Origin of the sequence: Collinsella sp. AM24-1 (assembly GCF_003470325.1) — a bacterium.
In the GTDB taxonomy this organism is placed as follows: Bacteria; Actinomycetota; Coriobacteriia; order Coriobacteriales; family Coriobacteriaceae; genus Collinsella.
In genome coordinates, this window is record NZ_QRHM01000003.1 from 1 (window position 1) to 17,128 (window position 17,128).

The 17,128-nt window shown below is 57.4% G+C and carries 19 protein-coding genes and 1 pseudogene; 9 read left to right on the forward strand and 11 right to left on the reverse strand.

The window, feature by feature from the left end:
* The 3 genes and pseudogenes from DW661_RS01565 to DW661_RS01575 form a co-directional block, all read right to left on the reverse strand.
* Positions 1–354, reverse strand: a pseudogene (locus tag DW661_RS01565) (lantibiotic ABC transporter permease); the annotation flags it as partial.
* Complete coding sequence (locus DW661_RS01570) at positions 354–1,124, reverse strand: hypothetical protein (protein WP_118934293.1); 771 nt, start codon at positions 1,122–1,124, stop codon at positions 354–356. The gene DW661_RS01570 and the pseudogene DW661_RS01565, both read right to left, overlap by 1 nt.
* Entirely contained in the window at positions 1,121–1,849 is a 729-nt protein-coding gene (locus DW661_RS01575; protein ID WP_117800103.1) for a lantibiotic protection ABC transporter ATP-binding protein, read from the reverse strand. Before DW661_RS01575 ends, DW661_RS01570 begins: the two co-directional genes overlap by 4 nt.
* Positions 1,850–2,245: 396 nt before the next feature.
* Between DW661_RS01575 and DW661_RS01580 the strand changes: the two genes are divergently transcribed.
* From DW661_RS01580 to DW661_RS01605, 6 genes are all read left to right on the forward strand, one after another.
* Positions 2,246–2,950 (forward strand): CDP-alcohol phosphatidyltransferase family protein, encoded by a 705-nt coding sequence (locus tag DW661_RS01580; protein ID WP_089573364.1) that lies wholly within the window; start codon positions 2,246–2,248, stop codon positions 2,948–2,950.
* Positions 2,951–3,016: 66 nt separating this feature from the next.
* Positions 3,017–3,451, forward strand: coding sequence for an FHA domain-containing protein (locus DW661_RS01585; protein WP_006236002.1), 435 nt, complete (start codon positions 3,017–3,019; stop codon positions 3,449–3,451).
* 3 nt (positions 3,452–3,454) lie between these two features.
* A complete protein-coding gene (locus DW661_RS01590) occupies positions 3,455–4,333 on the forward strand; it encodes a MerR family transcriptional regulator (RefSeq protein ID WP_117757797.1) in 879 nt (292 codons plus the stop codon).
* Positions 4,334–4,373: 40 nt separating this feature from the next.
* Positions 4,374–4,904, forward strand: coding sequence for an adenine phosphoribosyltransferase (locus DW661_RS01595; RefSeq protein ID WP_117757798.1), 531 nt, complete (start codon positions 4,374–4,376; stop codon positions 4,902–4,904).
* A 32-nt stretch (positions 4,905–4,936) separates the two neighbouring features.
* Complete coding sequence (locus tag DW661_RS01600; protein WP_118934295.1) at positions 4,937–6,058, forward strand: NlpC/P60 family protein; 1,122 nt, start codon at positions 4,937–4,939, stop codon at positions 6,056–6,058.
* A 165-nt stretch (positions 6,059–6,223) separates the two neighbouring features.
* Entirely contained in the window at positions 6,224–7,090 is an 867-nt protein-coding gene (locus DW661_RS01605) for a DegV family protein (RefSeq protein WP_118934297.1), read from the forward strand.
* Positions 7,091–7,163: 73 nt separating this feature from the next.
* Here the strand turns inward: DW661_RS01605 and DW661_RS01610 are convergent, their stop codons facing one another.
* Positions 7,164–7,775, reverse strand: coding sequence for a DUF1836 domain-containing protein (locus DW661_RS01610; protein WP_199584823.1), 612 nt, complete (start codon positions 7,773–7,775; stop codon positions 7,164–7,166).
* A gap of 154 nt (positions 7,776–7,929) precedes the next feature.
* Positions 7,930–8,868 carry an NAD(P)/FAD-dependent oxidoreductase gene (locus tag DW661_RS01615; RefSeq protein WP_118934300.1) on the reverse strand — a complete coding sequence of 313 codons (939 nt, stop codon included), beginning with the start codon at positions 8,866–8,868 and terminating at the stop codon, positions 7,930–7,932.
* 118 nt (positions 8,869–8,986) lie between these two features.
* Between DW661_RS01615 and DW661_RS01620 the strand changes: the two genes are divergently transcribed.
* Positions 8,987–10,288 (forward strand): glycosyltransferase, encoded by a 1,302-nt coding sequence (locus tag DW661_RS01620; RefSeq protein ID WP_118934302.1) that lies wholly within the window; start codon positions 8,987–8,989, stop codon positions 10,286–10,288.
* Positions 10,289–10,641: 353 nt separating this feature from the next.
* Here DW661_RS01620 and dut read toward each other — a convergent pair whose 3' ends face one another.
* From dut to DW661_RS01635, 3 genes are read right to left on the reverse strand one after another with little or no spacing between them, the layout of a single operon-like run.
* On the reverse strand, positions 10,642–11,085 hold the full coding sequence (dut, locus tag DW661_RS01625; protein ID WP_118934304.1) for a dUTP diphosphatase: 444 nt from the start codon (positions 11,083–11,085) through the stop codon (positions 10,642–10,644).
* Positions 11,086–11,089: 4 nt separating this feature from the next.
* Positions 11,090–11,533, reverse strand: coding sequence for a transcriptional regulator NrdR (gene nrdR / locus DW661_RS01630; RefSeq protein ID WP_022093781.1), 444 nt, complete (start codon positions 11,531–11,533; stop codon positions 11,090–11,092).
* A gap of 51 nt (positions 11,534–11,584) precedes the next feature.
* The gene (locus tag DW661_RS01635) at positions 11,585–12,034 is read right to left on the reverse strand and encodes a LysM peptidoglycan-binding domain-containing protein (RefSeq protein ID WP_158568399.1); all 450 of its coding nucleotides are present in this window, start codon (positions 12,032–12,034) and stop codon (positions 11,585–11,587) included.
* Positions 12,035–12,197: 163 nt separating this feature from the next.
* Here DW661_RS01635 and lexA point away from each other — a divergent pair, with 163 nt between their 5' ends.
* Both lexA and DW661_RS01645 read left to right on the forward strand, forming a co-directional pair.
* Complete coding sequence (gene lexA, locus DW661_RS01640) at positions 12,198–12,842, forward strand: transcriptional repressor LexA (protein ID WP_147356404.1); 645 nt, start codon at positions 12,198–12,200, stop codon at positions 12,840–12,842.
* A complete protein-coding gene (locus DW661_RS01645) occupies positions 12,842–13,546 on the forward strand; it encodes a heparan-alpha-glucosaminide N-acetyltransferase (protein WP_117779067.1) in 705 nt (234 codons plus the stop codon). Before lexA ends, DW661_RS01645 begins: the two co-directional genes overlap by 1 nt.
* Here the strand turns inward: DW661_RS01645 and hflX are convergent.
* Genes hflX through miaB form a run of 3 tightly spaced genes read right to left on the reverse strand, consistent with a single transcriptional unit; the run spans position 13,531 to position 17,128 of the window.
* The gene (hflX, locus tag DW661_RS01650; protein WP_118934310.1) at positions 13,531–14,820 is read right to left on the reverse strand and encodes a GTPase HflX; all 1,290 of its coding nucleotides are present in this window, start codon (positions 14,818–14,820) and stop codon (positions 13,531–13,533) included. The two genes, DW661_RS01645 and hflX, sit on opposite strands and share 16 nt — an antisense overlap.
* Positions 14,820–15,758: a tRNA (adenosine(37)-N6)-dimethylallyltransferase MiaA gene (miaA, locus tag DW661_RS01655; protein ID WP_118934312.1), complete on the reverse strand. Its 939-nt coding sequence runs from the start codon at positions 15,756–15,758 to the stop codon at positions 14,820–14,822. The genes hflX and miaA overlap by 1 nt, the downstream gene beginning before the upstream one ends.
* Positions 15,758–17,128: a tRNA (N6-isopentenyl adenosine(37)-C2)-methylthiotransferase MiaB gene (gene miaB, locus DW661_RS01660; RefSeq protein WP_118934314.1), complete on the reverse strand. Its 1,371-nt coding sequence runs from the start codon at positions 17,126–17,128 to the stop codon at positions 15,758–15,760. The genes miaA and miaB overlap by 1 nt, the downstream gene beginning before the upstream one ends.

The window sequence follows — 17,128 nt, forward strand, 5'->3', positions numbered from 1 at the left end:
CGCGCCGAGCGCCGCAAGGGCGAGCAGCTTCGCCGCGACGGCGCGCCCGCGCGAGGGGACCGCCGTGAGGTTGGCGAGGCGCCCGGCAGCGCGCTCCTCGTCCACGGCGAGCCCGCAGACGATGGCGGACATGAGCGGCATGAGGGCGCCGAGGAACTGGGCGTAGGCGTCCGCGCCCAGCGCCGGGTCCCATCGGGCTACGGAGAAGTACTCGCCGCAGGCAAGACCGGCCGCCAGGCCGCAGGCGAGGTGCACCGCCGCGAGCGGGGAGCGCGCCAGGCGCAGGGCCTCGGAGAGCAGGGCCCGCGAGAGAGTCATGCGCGGCGTCGGGTCGGAGAGTCGCGTCACGGCCATCACCTCTCCTCGGAGCGCGCGAACCAGGCCGCGCCCGCCGCCGTGAGCGCGGCGAACGCGAGCGCGCAGACCGCAAGGCCCGCCAGCGTGAGCATGCCGTCCGCCGCGAGCGCCCCGCCGAGCGCCATGTCCGCCGCGAGTGGCTCGCCGCTCGGCAGCACGGGGATGAAGCTCGTGGGGATGACCATGCTCGCCGACGGCGGAAAGAGCTGCGGCAGCGGCATCAGCGCCCAGGCGAACCCACCCACGAGCTGCGCGGCGAGCGGGCAGAAGATGCCCGCGAGCATGCCGAGCCGCGCCGTGAGGAAGAGCCCTGCGGGGATCATCCACGCCGCGGTCACCGTGTTGACGAGCGCGCAGAGGAGCATCGTGAGCGTGCCCGCGGCCGTGAGGCCCTGCGAGGAGAACGCCGATCCCGCGAGGTAGATGCCGAAGACTACGAGGTTCGAGAGCGTGCAGAGCGCGAGGCACCAGAGCGCCTTGGCCCACCAGGCGCGCCCGAGCGGGAAGCCCAGGCCTAAAAGCCCCCGCATCCGCGTGCGAGCGTCCGCCCGCGCGACGCACGCCACCACGAGCGAGAGAGACACGGGCAGGAAGAGCGCGTACCAGTAGTTCCACGCGCTGAATATCTGCACGCCCCGGTAGGGCATCGCGCCGAGCAGCGGCATCGGCAGCGCCATGAGCACGGCCAGGCGAACCGGCGCCGCGTGGCGCGACTTCAGGGCCTCGGCGCGCAGGCCCGCGAGCAGGCAGCCTTTCTCGCCCATCATGCCGCCACCTCCCCGCGCGCTCGTCGCCCTTCCCGGCAGAAGCTCATGAAGAGTTCCTCGAGGTCCTGCCCGGGACGAAGCGCATCCTCGTAGGCGAGGCGCCCCCCGCAGATGATGCCGATGGTGTCCGCCATCTGCTGCACCTCGGAGAGGATGTGGCTCGAGACGATCACCGTCGTGCCCGACGCCGCGAAGCCGCGGATCTGGTCGCGCAGCTCCTCGATGCCGATGGGGTCGAGGCCGTTGGTGGGCTCGTCGAGCACGAGCAGGCGTGGCCGGGCGATCAGCGCCAGCGCGAGCCCCAGGCGCTGCCGCATGCCCATCGAGAAGCGCCCGGCGCGCTTCTTCCCGGTGTCCGCGAGGTCCACGGCGGCGAGCACCTCATCTATGCGGCTCTCGGGAAGGCCCAGCAGCGTGGTGCGCACGCGCAGGTTCTCGCGCGCGGTGAGGTTGGGGTAGAGCGGCGCCTCCTCGATGAGGCTGCCGATTGCGTAGAGGTCCTCGCGGCGCCAGGCGTGCCCGGCAAAGAGGATCTCCCCGGCCGTCGGCCGCAGCATCCCGCAGATCATCTTGAGCGTTGTCGACTTGCCGGCGCCGTTGGGGCCGAGCAGCCCGTACACCTCGCCCTCGCGGATATGAAGGCTCACGTCGGCCACGGCGTCCTGCGCCTGGTCGCCGCGGCCGAAGCGCTTGGTGAGCCCGCGCGTCTCGAGCATGTAACCCATGGGTTCGTCCTTTCTCTTCCGGGCGCGCGGGCCGAATCGCCGTGCCCGCGCGCCTTACCTTTCGGGTTCACCATCCATGGTGGGACGCGTTTCTAACGAATCCGTAACGGCCGTTGGGTTCTTTTGGCGCAAACTCTTCTCGACCCGCACATCATGATTAATTTGCTTGAGGCAACAACTTTCCCGATCGATGTAATCACCGAATCAAAACGTGTACGTCAACCTCCAAAAACGACATTTTTCGACATGTTTGGAGACTGATGTACACGAATGCGAAAATCCCCGCCGCCCATAAGCGCCCTCCACATGTCTGGACTCTCTATGCTTACGCTGGATAGACATCGCCGGAACGGGTATAGTATCGAAAGTTTTGTCGTTAACCAGCGGGGGAGTCCTGTGGGCATCAAAAAGAAGATCAAAAAGGAGCTTATCGGCACTTCCGATTACCCGTCGAATAAGATCTTTACGATCTCCAATTTCATCACCTTTACGCGCCTGATCCTCACCCTGGTATTTCTGTACCTGTTTGTGACGGATAACAACCGCGTCATCGCCATCGTAATCTACGCCGTTGCCGCCTCCACCGACTGGATGGACGGCCAGATCGCCCGCATGACTAAGACGGTCTCGTGGCTCGGCAAGGTCATGGATCCCATTTGTGACCGCGCGCTGCTGTTCACCGGCGTCTTGGGGCTGGTGGTCCGCGGAGAGCTGCCCATCTGGGTCTGCGTGCTCATTATTGGCCGCGACATCTATCTGGGCATTGGCACGCTTATCGTGCGTCATTATCACCGTCGCCCCATCGATGTCGTCTTTCCCGGAAAGATTGCCACTGCACTGCTCATGACCGGCTTCTCGCTCATGCTGCTCGGGTTCCCCGTTATTGACGGCCTGCATCTTTTACCTTCAACCCTTACGGCCTTCCCGGGCCTCAACGGAAGCTCGGTGCCCCTCGGCATCTTCTTTGTGTACGGCGGCGTGATCTTCTCCATGCTCACGGCTGTCATCTATTCCATTAAGGGCGGAGTGGCCATTAAACAGGCTCTCGCGCATCCCGAGGACGAGGACATCGACTTTCTGAACCCCGAAATCGAAGACTGATTCGTTGGGGTATGATTACGTACGGTTCATTATTTGCGGCACGTCCGCGATAAGTTAGGGGTTGTCATGGACAACATGGTTAACAATATGCCTCAGAATGATAAGACTGCTGACGCTACCTGCGTATTCCGCGTGCCTTCAAGCGACGTCACCGTTCCCGACCTCATGGCCAACGTGCGCATCACCGCCCCCGTTCTGTCCATCGTCAAGGGTCCGCAGACTGGTGCCGCCTTTGAACTCGAGGACGACGTGACCACCATCGGCCGCGATCCTGCAAACGGCATCTTCCTCAATGACATGACCGTTTCGCGCAGCCACGCGCGCATTATTCGCGAGGGCCTCGGCGCCCGCATCGAGGACCTGGGCTCGCTCAATGGCACCTGGGTCGACGGTGCCATTGTCAACGCGGCCCCGCTGCACGACGGTTCTTCCGTTCAGATCGGTACGTTTACGCTCATCTACCACGAGAGCACGCCGGAGCGCATCGAAACCGGTGAGTAGGGCATGGCCGAACGCAACTATCTGAGTATCGGCCAAGTCGTCAACCTACTTCGAGGCGCATACCCCGATCTTTCGAACTCAAAAATTAGATTTCTAGAAGATGAGGGGCTCATTACCCCTCATCGTACGCCTAAGGGATACCGTCAGTACTCCAAGGAGGACGTTGATCGCCTGGAGGTCATTCTGCACCTGCAGAAGACTCGCTACATGCCGCTCAACGTGATTAAGCAGCGCTTGGAAAACGCCACGGACCTGTCAACGCTCGCCTACGAGGTGGGCTTGCTGTCCGATGTTCCGCTCAAGACGGAGCCCAAGGAGACTAAACAAAAGCTGCATCCCATCGAGACCATTCCCGATATGTTGGGCGTCGAGATCTCGTTTATCCGCTCGCTCGCCGAGAACGACCTCATTCGCATCATCAAGAGTCCGCAGAACCGTGAGCTCGTCGATGGTCGCGATTTTCCGATCATCCGCTACTGCTCCGAGCTGTCACGCTTCCATATCGAGCCGCGCAACCTGCGTCAGTACGTGTCTTCCGCCAACCGCGAGTCCTCGATGTTTGAGCAGGTGCTCGTGAGCATGCTCGGAATGGATACCTCCGATGACGAGCGCGACGCCAAGCTCGAGCGTGCGTTTAAGAAGCTTCACGACCTCACCGAGGGTGTGCATACGGCACTGCTCAAGAACCGCGTTTTTGAGTCGCTCAACGCCGTGGTCGAGGATGCCGACATCGATGCACTCGATGAAGAAATCGCTCGCTCCGAGTCCACCAAGGCCAAAAACGAAGAAACTGCCGCGCCGGCTTCACACGAGGATTCTCTCGTAAAGCCGCTCAAGGTTGTCGCCCCTTCGCAATCCGACACTGTCACCGCGGGCAAATAACAGCTACCGCTTATCCGGCAACCCATTGAAAGGTCATGCAATGTACGACTTCGAATCTCAAATCGTCGACATCCCCGACTATCCCGAGCCCGGAGTCATCTTCAAAGACATTACGCCGCTCTTTGGCAATCCCGAGGCGCTCAAAGCCATGACCGATGCCCTCGCCGAGCACTTTGCCGGCATGGGGATCACCAAGGTCGTGGGTCCCGAGGCCCGTGGCTTTATGGTTGGCGTACCGGTGGCTGTGGCCCTTGGTGCCGGCTTTGTTCCCGCACGTAAACCGGGCAAGCTACCCCGCAAGACGGTGAGCCAGAGCTATGAGCTCGAATACGGCACCGACTCTATCGAGATCCATGCCGATGCCATTACCTCTAAAGATACCGTGTTGATTCTGGACGACTTGGTCGCGACGGGCGGAACCGTCGAGGCAACAGGTAAACTTGTGCGAGATATGGGCGCAAAGCTTGTGGGCTACGGGTGTATCCTTGAGCTTGCGTTTCTCAACCCGCGCGAGAAGCTCACGCCGACTGACGACGATGTTGAGCTCTTTAGCCTGGTGACGGTGGACTAGCCGTTACCCTTAGTTACTGGAAAGGAAGCTACATGCGCACAGCAAACACGCACAAAAACATGGCACGCTGCGCTGCTACGGCAACCCTCGCTTGTGTTTTGGGCTTGGGCCTCGCGGCTCCTGCCTACGCCGATACCGCATCCGACCTTGCCGCTGCTCGTACGAAGCTCGAGCAGATCGGTACCCAAACCCAGCAGATTTACGATGATCTCGCCACGCAGACGCAGGCGCTCGATCAGACTGCTGGCGAGATCACGCAAAAGCAGCAGGAGATCGCTGACGGTCAGGCCAAGCTCTCGACCTATGTCGCCGGCGAGTACAAAACCGGCGGTCTGAGCCTGCTTCAGGTTCTGACCGGCGTCGATGACCTGAGCGATATGCTCAACCGTCTGTTCTACTACGGCAAAGTTTCCGATAAGCAGGCTCAGACCATTCAAGAGGTCAAGGAGCTTAAGCAGCAGCTCACCGATAAGCAGGCCGAGCAGGAGAAGAACGTCGCCACCACGCAAAAGAAGGTCGATGAGCTTAACGCCCAGCAGGCTGAAGCCCAGAGTGTCGTGAACTCCCTGGATTCACAGTTGCAGGCCGAGCTTGCTGCCGAGGCCCAGGCCAACGCCGCGCTGCAGGCTGGCATAAATGCTAGCACCGCCGAAAAGGCCACGGTGAGCAACGACACCGCCGGTACGAGCGAGAACACCAACAAGGGTGGCGGTACGACCAACGACGGCGGCGGAAACACGCCCGCGCCCGCTCCCACTCCGCAGCCCCCGACGCCCGCTCCGGCTCCGGCTCCGGCTCCGACGCCTTCTGCTCCGAGCCAGTCCGTCGACGGCGGTTCTGTTGTCTCGCGTGCATACAGCAAGCTTGGTTGCGCTTATTCCTGGGGCGGAATTGGCCCGAACAGCTTCGACTGCTCTGGTTTTGTTAGCTATTGCCTCACTGGTCGCTATTGCCGCCTCGGCACCACGGGTACCTTTATGGGCTGGACGCGTGTGTCTGATCCGCAGCCCGGTGACGTTGTGGTCAACTCGTACCACACCGGCATTTACATCGGTGGTGGTCAGATGATTCATGCTTCCGACTACAACACAGGTGTTATCATCAGCTCCGTTGCCGCCGGCATGAACAACAACTATATCTTCGTGCGCTACTAAGTCATCTTACACAGCGTGTGAATGTGGACCTCGTGGCTTAAAGTCGCGAGGTCTATTCTTTTGTCTCTAATCTTGTACGGCTATCTAGTATTCAAAACTAGATAGCCGTACATTCGGTTTGCAAGATGGCTATAATTGTTGAGGAACAATTAGAAAGGACCCTCTATGAGCTGGGCACTTATCTCCGATTCAAGCTGCAACCTCCGCGATTGGCAACCGACCGCGCCCCATACCACCTTTGCATTTGCGCCCCTCAAAATTCGAGTGGGGGAGCGTGAATTCGTCGATGACCTTTCGCTCGATGTACATGAGCTCAACTGCGCTGTTCAGGCGGAGACGAACGCTTCTTCGAGCGCTTGTCCCAGCGTAGGGGAGTGGGTCGAGCTTTTCAAATTGGCAGACAAGACCATCTGCATGCCAATCTCTGAGGGCGTGTCGGGCAGCTACAATGCGGCAGCTACGGCTCGCGATATGGTTCTTGCCGAGGAACCGGACCGCAATATTCATCTTGTCAATTCACGCGCAGCTGGCGGCAAAATGGATCTCATTTTCTTGCTGTTCGACCGCCATCTTGCAAGCAACCCGGATGTCTCATTCGAGGATGCTTGCGCATACTTCGATAGCCTTGAACAGAACAGCAAAATCCTCTTCAGTTTGTGCAATTACGAAAACCTCGCCAAAGCCGGACGTATCCCTAAGGCAGCCGGCGTCATTGCCAACAAGCTCAATATCCGCATTTTGGGCACGGCGAGCGAGGCCGGTAAAATCGAACTCGTCGGGCACACGCGTGGCGAAAAGAAGATGCTCAACAAGATCATCGATACCATGGAAGCCGAGGGTTTTACGGGCGGCGAGGTCGTCATCGACCATGTGGAAAATGAGACAGGCGCCCAGGCACTTGCCAGCCGCATTGTGGAGCGCTGGCCAAGCTCCAAGACTATCATCATGCCCTGTAACGGGCTAGATTCATACTATGCCGAAATGCATGGGCTCATTATCGGCTACGGCATGGGCGTGGCTTCGGGCCAATAACGTCCAACCAAGCAAAAATACGGGCGGGACAAAGTGACAGATGGCCCTTTGTTCCGCCCGTTATATACGTTGGCTAGCTATTAAACCCATTAAACTTTAGATAGCTCATCAGGTACGCCTTCGAAACGAAGGATGAAACCGCACTGCGCACAAGCAGCGACTCACGCGTTACCTGATGCGCCGTATCGGGAACCGGCGTCTGCTCGACGGAAAACGCCGAACGAATCGATGCCTCGAGCTGATTGACCACATAATCGAAGGCCGTCGGGGCATCGTAGCTCAAACGCTGAATGTTAAAGAGTGCCTGCACCGCAGCAATAGGTAGCACTTGCTTAAAGATGCAAATAGCGATCAGACGGGCAATCTGCTCGCGGCCATATTGCTTTTTGACCGGAGCAGGCACCAGGCCGACCTTCACGTAGTTATTGATCATCGATGGCGTAATGACGGGCTGCTCAACGCAAATGGACAGCGGCTCCATCCACAGCGCAACATACTCAATAACCTGGTCGCGATAGAGCGTCACATTGGGCAACTGGTCATAGCGCGACAGACTCAACGTATTGAGTTTGCACACGATTTCGGACTGAATAAATGCATCGGGCAGCACCGTGGGCTGAATATCCTCAGGCTTAATACTGACCGACGAATCGGACATCGGAATAACGTGTTTAACGTGGTTCATAAAGGTCCTCCGTTCATTTACTATATTGTATTCTAGGTTATCTAGTTTTGCATACCACATAGCCGGCAAGTAAAAGTGGTTGGACAACACATTGATGCATCGTCCAACCACTTTGTGTAAAGATAGCAACCTTACATAAGATATATTATCGTACTTATTCACGGAGAAACGCGTATGCGCTCGTTGCTGCTATGGCTCCGTCCGAAACGGCGGTCACAACCTGGCGTAAACGCTTGGAACGGATATCGCCGGCTGCGAATAAGCCGGGCGTACGGGTGGCCATCGAATCGTCGGTGACAATGCCGCCGTCAGGAGCCAGATCGACTAGATGCTCAACCAGCTCGGTATGCGGCAGCATCCCCGTAAAGACAAAGATGCCAAACGAGCCAGGTTCAAATGACTCGGTATGAGTCTCGCCAGATGCATTGTCCTTAAAGGTAATCGTCGTTGGCATGGCTTCGCCCGATAGCTCCACAATACTAGTTTGGTACCTAACTGTAATATTGTCCTTTGCGAGTACTTTCTGAACAACACCATCGGGCGCACGAAACTGGTCGCGGCGCAGCACGATGGTCACACTGCTGGCAATGTCGGACAGGAACAGCGCCTCTTCGCATGCCGAATTGCCACCACCGATTACAAAAACCTGCTTGCCGCGGAAAAACATGCCGTCACATGTTGCGCAATATGAAACGCCACGACCGCGATACGTATCCTCGCCTGCGAAACCTGCCGGACGCGGCGTGGCACCCATGCAAGCGATAACGCTCGAGGCCAGCGTATCGCCCATATCGTGATGCACCGTAAACAACGCTGCATCGGCATCGTAATCGATACCCGTAACCATGCTCCATGTAACCTGTGCTCCCAGGCCCTCTGCATGCTGCTGAAAACGCTCGCCAAGTTCGGCGCCACTCAGGAGCGGGAAACCCGGATAGTTCTCGACCTCATTGGTTGTGGCGATCTGCCCTCCCGACATGCCCTGCTCAATCACGGTCGTCGTCAGGTTGGCACGCGCAGCATAAATGGCGGCAGCATAGCCCGCGGGGCCGCCACCGATAATCGCAACATCGATCGGCTTATCGGTAGTCATGAAGCGTCCTTTCGTCGAAACGTTGTCGTTCTTTGCGCTCATACCCAAATTTACGTGAACGTGACACTCATGCACTACAATGATAAATCCGTATTACAAAGCTGAAGGGGAGTTATCGATGGACCAGGCGCAGACGAGTGACGACGCTCCCCTGCTCACGCACAGCACTCCCCAATCGGAGCAAACCACGCTCCTGGCTCAGCAAAAACCTCTCGTGACCATCGTGCACGCCTCGGTCGGCTCGGGCCACAAGGCCGCCGCAAATGCAATTGCGCAGGCGTTCGACCTCATTCGCGGCACCAGAGGCATCCCCGAGGATATTGAGATTGAAGTGCTCGATATCCTTGATTTTGGACGCATTAAATTCGACGGCAATAAGACCGCGGCATCTTTTACGGGAGCCACGCGACCCATTTACGACCTGACCTGGCGATATACGCTTACAGGACATCTGCTCTGGGGTGGTGGCACGGCATGGTCGCGAATTATGTTCCCTGCCTTCAACGAATATATTCGCAGCCGCAGGCCAATAGCCGTGGTCGCAACTCACATCACGGCAGCCAATGTTGCCGTAGGCGCCCGCGTAATTACGGGTATGGATTATCCGGTCATCTGCGTACCGACCGACTACGAAGTCGAGGGCTGGTGGCCCCACAAGGACACCGATCTATTCTGTGTTGCCAACGAATTTATGGCCGAAACGCTGCGTCCGCGCAAGGTGCCCGAGGCAAAGATTCGCATTACCGGCATTCCTATTCGCGCGGGATTCGACACGGATTACGATCGCGAGGAAGAGCTAGCCAAGTTCAACCTCCCCACCGACAAGACCGTCGTGTTGGTAATGGCCGGTGCCAGTTTGCCTCAACCGTACGTCCGCTTTCGAGCGGCGATGGACCAGACCCTCCCCTTCCTACGAAGCTTCGAAGACATGCACTTTGTCTTTTTGCCCGGCAAAGACATGGAGTATGCCACCCGGCTGAAGACGCTCTTCGATGCCATGAAGCTCGAGAACGTCACGGTGTTGGACTATGTCGACGACATGGCGGCCCTCATGCACGGCTGCGACCTGGCAATCCTCAAATCGGGCGGACTCACGGTCACCGAGTGCCTATGCGCACATCTGCCGATGATCCTGCTGGGCAAGTCCTATGGCCAGGAAAAGGCCAACACCACCATGCTTACCGGCTTGGGCGCTAGCATGCACGTCACCACGGCACGAGAGCTCATCGTAACCCTGCGCCACCTGCACGACCATCCCGAATCACTCAAAGCCCTACTCATCAACGGCGAAGTTCTACGCCGCCCCCACGCAGCCGAAGACATAGCCATCGCAACCATGGAGCTCGTAGGCAAACCCCAAAAGCGCAAACGAGCCTTCTGCCGCTTCTACTGGGGCGGAAAACCCGCGCATATCCGCTAGCGTCTTTATGTCCGCTTACCTGCGGGAGGCCCCTATATATCATCCCATGCTCAAACATTCTCGCTTCGCTGCGAAACTGCGTTTACGTACTAGCAGCTATACCAGATTCCCCTCCAGTAGAATCTGCAAAGGGGAACCAGAAAATATAAATACAGTAAGTCGATGCGACAAAGGAGGCGTCCCTTTATCGCATCGACTTACTAGAAAAGTAAATATTGTTTCAAGCGAGTAGCCGCCCGCCCGGGGCTTACCTATATCGTTCCACGCGCAGTTTCGCAGCGAGCGAAGCGACGCGAGAATGTTTGAGCATGGAATGATATAGGTAAGCCCCGGGCGGGAGGGATACGAGCGCCCTAGGCGATGCCGCTGGAGCCGAAGCCTCCTTTGCCTCGGTCGGTTTCGTCTAGTTCTTCTACTTCTATGAGATTGACCGTGGGGACTTCTTGGATGACGAGTTGGGCTATGCGGTCGCCTTTGTTGATTTGGATGTTGTTGGAGGGATCCAGGTTGATGAGGATAACCTTGAGTTCTCCTCGGTAGTGGGCGTCAATGAGGCCCGGCGTGTTGACTATAGACAAGCCCTGCTTGATGGCCAAGCCGCTGCGGGGCTGGACGAAGCCGGCGTAGCCATCGGGCAGGGCGATGGCCAGCCCCGTAGAGACCAGACGGCGTTCGAAGGGCTTCAGGAAGCAGTCTTCGTTGGAGCGCAAATCCAAGCCGGCATCAGTGGGATGGGCGTATTTGGGAAGCTCGACGGTGGGATCGAGACGCTTTATGTTAACGGTAATGTTGGACATGGAATCACCTTAGCTTGTCGAGCTCTTGCAGAAACTCATCGACGTCTTTGAAATCGCGGTAGACCGAGGCAAAGCGGATGTACGCCACCTTGTCAATCTTGGCCAAGCGCTTGAGCACCATGTCACCCAACTCATGGGACGTGACGGCCGTCAGTGTGCGAGAGCGCAGCTCGACCTCGATGTCATCGATAATCTCATTGAGCTTCTTAGTGTCGATATCGCGCTTGATGGTGGCGCGCATCAAGCCGACAAGAAGCTTATTGCGATCGAACCGCTGCTTAGTTCCATCTGACTTAATGACCTCGATAGGGTCCTCGCATCGCTCAAACGTTGTAAAGCGGTAGTTACACGAGCAACATTCGCGACGGCGCTTAATGGTGTTATTTGACTCCTGCATACGGGAATCAACGACGCGGGTATGTGCCTTGCCGCATTTGGGACAGCGCATGGTACCTCCTCTTAAACGATAACAAGGGTACCATGCGCAGCGCGATAATGATTACGAACGAGCAGGAACCTTAAGATGCGCACCGGCGGCGAGCGAACCATGCTCCAGATGATTGACGTTACGGATCATGTCGGAAGTCTCTTGCGTGGAAAGGCCTTCGATTGGATATTCCTCGGCAAGCGACCAAAGAGAATCGCCAGTCTGAACGCGAATGGTCTCGTAAGTAATGTTGGAAACGGACTCGGCATACGCGGCGTGACGAGCGCTAAAGACCGAAGTAGCGAGGACAAAGAAGAGCGCAAGCGCAACGGCGACGGCGACAATCGTCGGAACCTTCAGGGCAACGCGGGCCGACGCGACTACAGCCTGCTGATTGCGAGCAGGCTCTACGGTCAAAGGTTGAATGCCGGAGCGGCCACCCTGAACAACCGTAAAAGTGGGTTCTGCAGGCGTCTCGAGCTTAAGGGCGAGGTTTCCCTGGACCATATTCGTTGCGTTCATCATGTTCTCCTCTCGCGTGTTTTGCTGAGAACAGTTTTATCAAGCCGCGCGGACAAAAATGTCTAGCGCGAGAACGAATGTTCGGTTATTATTATCTTCGAACAGTTGTTCCTGTCAAGCAAAATTCGAACATTTGTTTGACATGGGTAGAGAGGATGCCCTGATGGCTCGCAAAATTACCAAGCGTCAGCAGCAAATTTACGACTTCATCAAGGAATATCAGCAGGAGAAGGGTTATCCGCCCAGCGTGCGCGAGATGGCTTCTGCCGTGGGCCTTTCCTCCCCAAGCACCGTGCACGCTCATCTCTCTGCCCTGGAGGCGCGCGGGCTACTCAAGCGCGATGCCACCAAACCGCGTGCCCTGGAACTCTTTAACGAAGACGGTTCCTCTGTCTCAATTTCTAAATCTGACGAGCCCACCGCAGCTCGCGGGACGGTCTCGCTACCGCTCGTTGGTCGCGTCGCGGCTGGGATCCCCATTCTGGCCGAGCAGAATATCGAAGACACGTTTACTATCCCGACCGAAATCGCCACCGATCAGGGTTCCTTTATCCTTGAGGTACATGGGAGCTCAATGATCAATGTCGGCATCTTCAATGGCGATTACATCATCGTCCGTGAACAAAAGAGTGCCATGAACGGCGAAATTGTCGTGGCCATGATTGATGGTTCAGCGACCGTCAAGACGTTCTACAAGGAGCAGGGACGCGTACGCCTGCAGCCCGAGAACGACACCATGGAACCTATCTATGCAACGAATCCCGTTATCCTGGGCAAAGTCGTCGGCTTGATGCGCCGGTTCTCGTAATGCAAAAACGCATAACCATCTTTGATACCGTCCGCGGGTTTACGATGATTTCTATGGCAGGTTTTCACGCTTGCTATGATCTCGCCTACCTGTACGGCTGGGATATGCCCTGGTTTACCCAGTCAGTCTTTCAAGACATCTGGCGCGCCAGCATCAGCTGGGTATTTTTGTTTATCGCGGGTTGGATGTGCACCCTTTCGCGCAACAATATCAATCGTGCCGCCAAATACGCCTTAGCAGCACTCGTTGTCTGGTTGGCAACAACACTTGTCTCAGTCGACGATTCGGTTAATTTTGGCATCATCTACTGCATGGCCGCATGCACCGGCATCGTGGCGTTGACCGATCCCGTCCTTAAGAAGATAACGGCAAGATGGGGCATGCCCCTATGCCTTGTGTTGTTCGCCATCACCTGGAGCATCCCCAAAACGATCTACCCTGTCCCCTACCTGGCGTGGCTGGGATTTCCGAGCCCTGGGTTTGTCTCAGGTGATTACTACCCCATCATCCCGTTTATCTTTATGTATCTTGCAGGATACTTCGCCGCACACATAGCGAAGAGTATCGATAAGACCGTCCCAAGCTGGGCCTACGTCAACCCCCTGCCGGCGCTCGCCAGGCTTGGACGTCACGCTCTCCCCTTTTATCTGCTGCATCAGCCCATCATTCTGGGCATTTTGGAGCTCGTCTACTCGGTGCGATAACGCTCGAGCCGCGGTGCAATACGAGCCGGCAACTTCGCCACAATGCGAACGCCGTCCTCGAGATATTCCTCATGCAGAAGGGTTCCCTGCTCATGCACCAGCGTGATGAGAGCGCCCTCGCGATACGGGATATCAGCGGAGAGCAACACATCGGTGGCAGCCGACTCGCGAGCAATCCGGTCGACGAGATCGTCGAGCCCCTCGCCCGTTTGGGCCGAGAACAGAACGGCCTCCGGATAGCGACGACGGAAACTCAATCGATCGACGCTATCGAGAAGATCGATTTTATTGAATACGGTCAGCGTCAAACGCTCTCCGGCGCCGATCTCATCAAGCACGCGGTCGACAGCCTCCAGCTGCCGCTCATAGTCCTCGTCAGACGCATCTACGACTTTGAGAATTAGATCGGCACCCAACACCTCGGACAGCGTCGATTTAAAGGCATCGACCAGGCCATGCGGCAGCTTTTGAATAAAGCCGACGGTATCGGTAATCGTCATGCCGCGACCGCCGGGCAGGCGATACGAACGCGTCGTCGGGTCGAGCGTAGCAAACAGCTTGTCCTGCGAAAGTACCGTAGAGCCGGTCAGACGATTGAGTAACGTCGATTTACCGGCATTGGTATAACCGGCTAACGCGACGCGAAACGCCGGTGACTCAATGCGACTCTTGGATTGAACATCGCGACGCTGTTCAACCTGCTTGAGCTCACGACGAAGCGCAGCGATCTTATTACGAATGAGGCGACGGTCGACCTCGAGCTGACTTTCGCCCTGACCAAAACGTGAGCCGATGCCGCCGCGCGTCTGCTCCTTGGCGAGATGGCTCCACATGCCACGCAGGCGAGGCAACAAATATTGAAGCTGTGCCAGCTGTACCTGCAGGCGTCCCTCACGCGTCTGAGCATGCAGGCCAAAGATATCCAGGATCAGTGCTGTGCGATCGATAATCTTTACCGGCTCGCCCACGGCTTTCTCCAAATAGGATTGCTGCGAGGGGGTCAGGTCGTCGTCAAAAATAACGACATCGGCATCCATGCGGTGCACCAGGCCGCACAGCTCTTCAACCTTACCGGAACCGATAAACGATTTAGGATACGGCTTTACCAAACGCTGCGACAAGCGTGCCACGCACCGGGCACCAGCTGTGTGGGCAAGACGCTCCAGCTCATCAAGCGAGCGATCGAGCGGCCATGCATTGTCGCGCCACTCAACACCAACTAAAATGGCACGCTCGGGCTCGGGTGCCGTGGGAACAAGGGGGAAACGGGCCATTAGGCAGCCTCAATACGATGCAGGATATCCTCAACGACCTCATCGATCGTACATTCATCCATATCAAACCACACGATACGGTCATCGCGCTTAAACCACGAAAGCTGACGCTTGGCATAACGACGCGAACGCATCTTAATGAGTTCGCGGGCCTCATCCATGCTCATCACGCCATTGAAAGCATCAATGATCTCTTTATAGCCAATTGCCTGCATCGACGTCAGGGCATCTCCCAGACCCTGGGCCATAAGACCGCGGACCTCATCGACAAGACCCTGCTCAAACATCAGATCGACGCGCAGATTAATGCGCTCGTAGAGCACCTCGCGATTACGCGTCAGACCAAACCATAGGGCATGATAATGCTCGCGCGGAACACTAAACTGACTTTTTTGCTGTGCATAGGAGATACCATCATCATGCATCTCGAGCGCACGAATCACACGGCGCACGTTATGGGGATGAATAACAGCAGCCGATTCTGGATCGCGCTCGGCAAGCAAGGCATGCAGTTCTTCCTCGCCAATACGCTCGGCAAGCTCCTGATAGCCCGCACGACGATCGTCCTCAAGTTCACCCGAGGGAAAGTCCATCTCATCGAGGGCGGCCTTGAGATACAGCCCCGTACCTCCGCAAAAAACCGGCAGGCAACCCGAACCAAGGAGACGTTCAACATGCGCGCGAGCGTCGGCCTGATAAAGCGCAGCAGAATATGCCACACCCGGCTCTACAATGTCGACGAGACGCAGCGGCGCCGTGCACTCATCGGGCGCCATCTTTGCGGTACCGATGTCCATGCCGCGATAGATTTGCATCGCATCGCACGACAGCACTTCGGACGAAAGACGAGCTGCCAAACGGTCGGCAACATCACTCTTACCAACCGCCGTCGGACCGACGATCGCAACGGCGGAAAGACCTGACCCGGGAGAAACCATTAGCGCGGCTCGCCCACAACGGAGCCGGACAAATACCAGGTCTTGGCAACGTCAACGTCAACATCAACGATCTTGCCAACAAGCTGATCGATGCTGTAACCCTCGGGGATAGGCGCATGCACGGTCTGATTCTTGGGACTCTTGCCCAGCAGGACCGCGTCGTTCTTTTTACTCGTTCCCTCAATGAGCGCCGGAACCACAGTATGAAGCTCACCCTGGTTATACTCGTGTGCCGTGGTCTCGATAACCTTAACCAGACGGTTGAAACGCTCGAGAATAACCTCATGCGGCGTAGGATCGTCAATCTCGGCGGCCGGGGTACCGGCGCGCTTGGAATAGATGAAGGTATAGGCCTGAGCATAGCGGACCTTCTCGGCAAGTGAGAGCGTCTGCTCAAAGTCTTCTTCAGTCTCGCCCGGGAAGCCAACGATAATGTCGGTCGAGAGCGCGATATCGGGCATGCGGTTGCGAATGCGATCGACAAGGCCCAGATAGTCCTCGCGTGTATAACGGCGATTCATCTCTTTGAGGATCCGCGTCGAACCGGACTGGACGGCCAAGTGCAGCTGCGGCATAACGGCAGGCGTCTCGACCATGGCGTCGATGGTCTCGGGCAGCAGGTCCTTGGGATGCGAAGACGTAAAGAAGATGCGCTCCACGCCCGTATCGCCCACGGCACGCAGCAGATCGGCAAAACGCGGCTTGCCAAACAGATCGCGACCATATGAGTTAACGTTTTGGCCCAACAGCGTAATCTCACGCACGCCCTGGCGCACCAGACCGGTCACCTCGTCGACAATCTCCTCGAAGGGGCGGCTCTTTTCGCGACCACGCACGTACGGCACGATGCAATAGGTGCAGAAATTATTGCAGCCTGTCATGATGGGCACCCAGGCGTGATACTGAGTCTCGCGATGCCACGGCATGCTCATGGCATCCGTATCCTCATGCTCATTGGTGCGGATATGACGCTTACCATCAAGGAACGCCTCGGCAATGAGCTCGGCCACATGCGCGATGGAATGTGTACCGAAGATGACGTTGACGTTATCGACGTTGGTGAGCAGGCCCTCGCCATCGCGCTGCGCGATGCAACCGCCAACGGCAACCACGCGCTTGCCCGAAGGCGAAGGCGGCAGGCTTTTACAGGAATTGCACTGACCGTACAGGCGAGTATCGGCGGCCTCGCGCACGCAGCACGTCATGAAGACAACGATATCGGCATGCGCAGGATCGAGCGCCATGAGGCAGCCATACGAATCAAGCAGACCGCTCACACGCTCGGAGTCGTGCTGATTCATCTGGCAGCCAAAGGTGCGGATAAAGTAGGTTTTACCGGCAAGAATATCGCGTACGGAACGCTGGTCCAT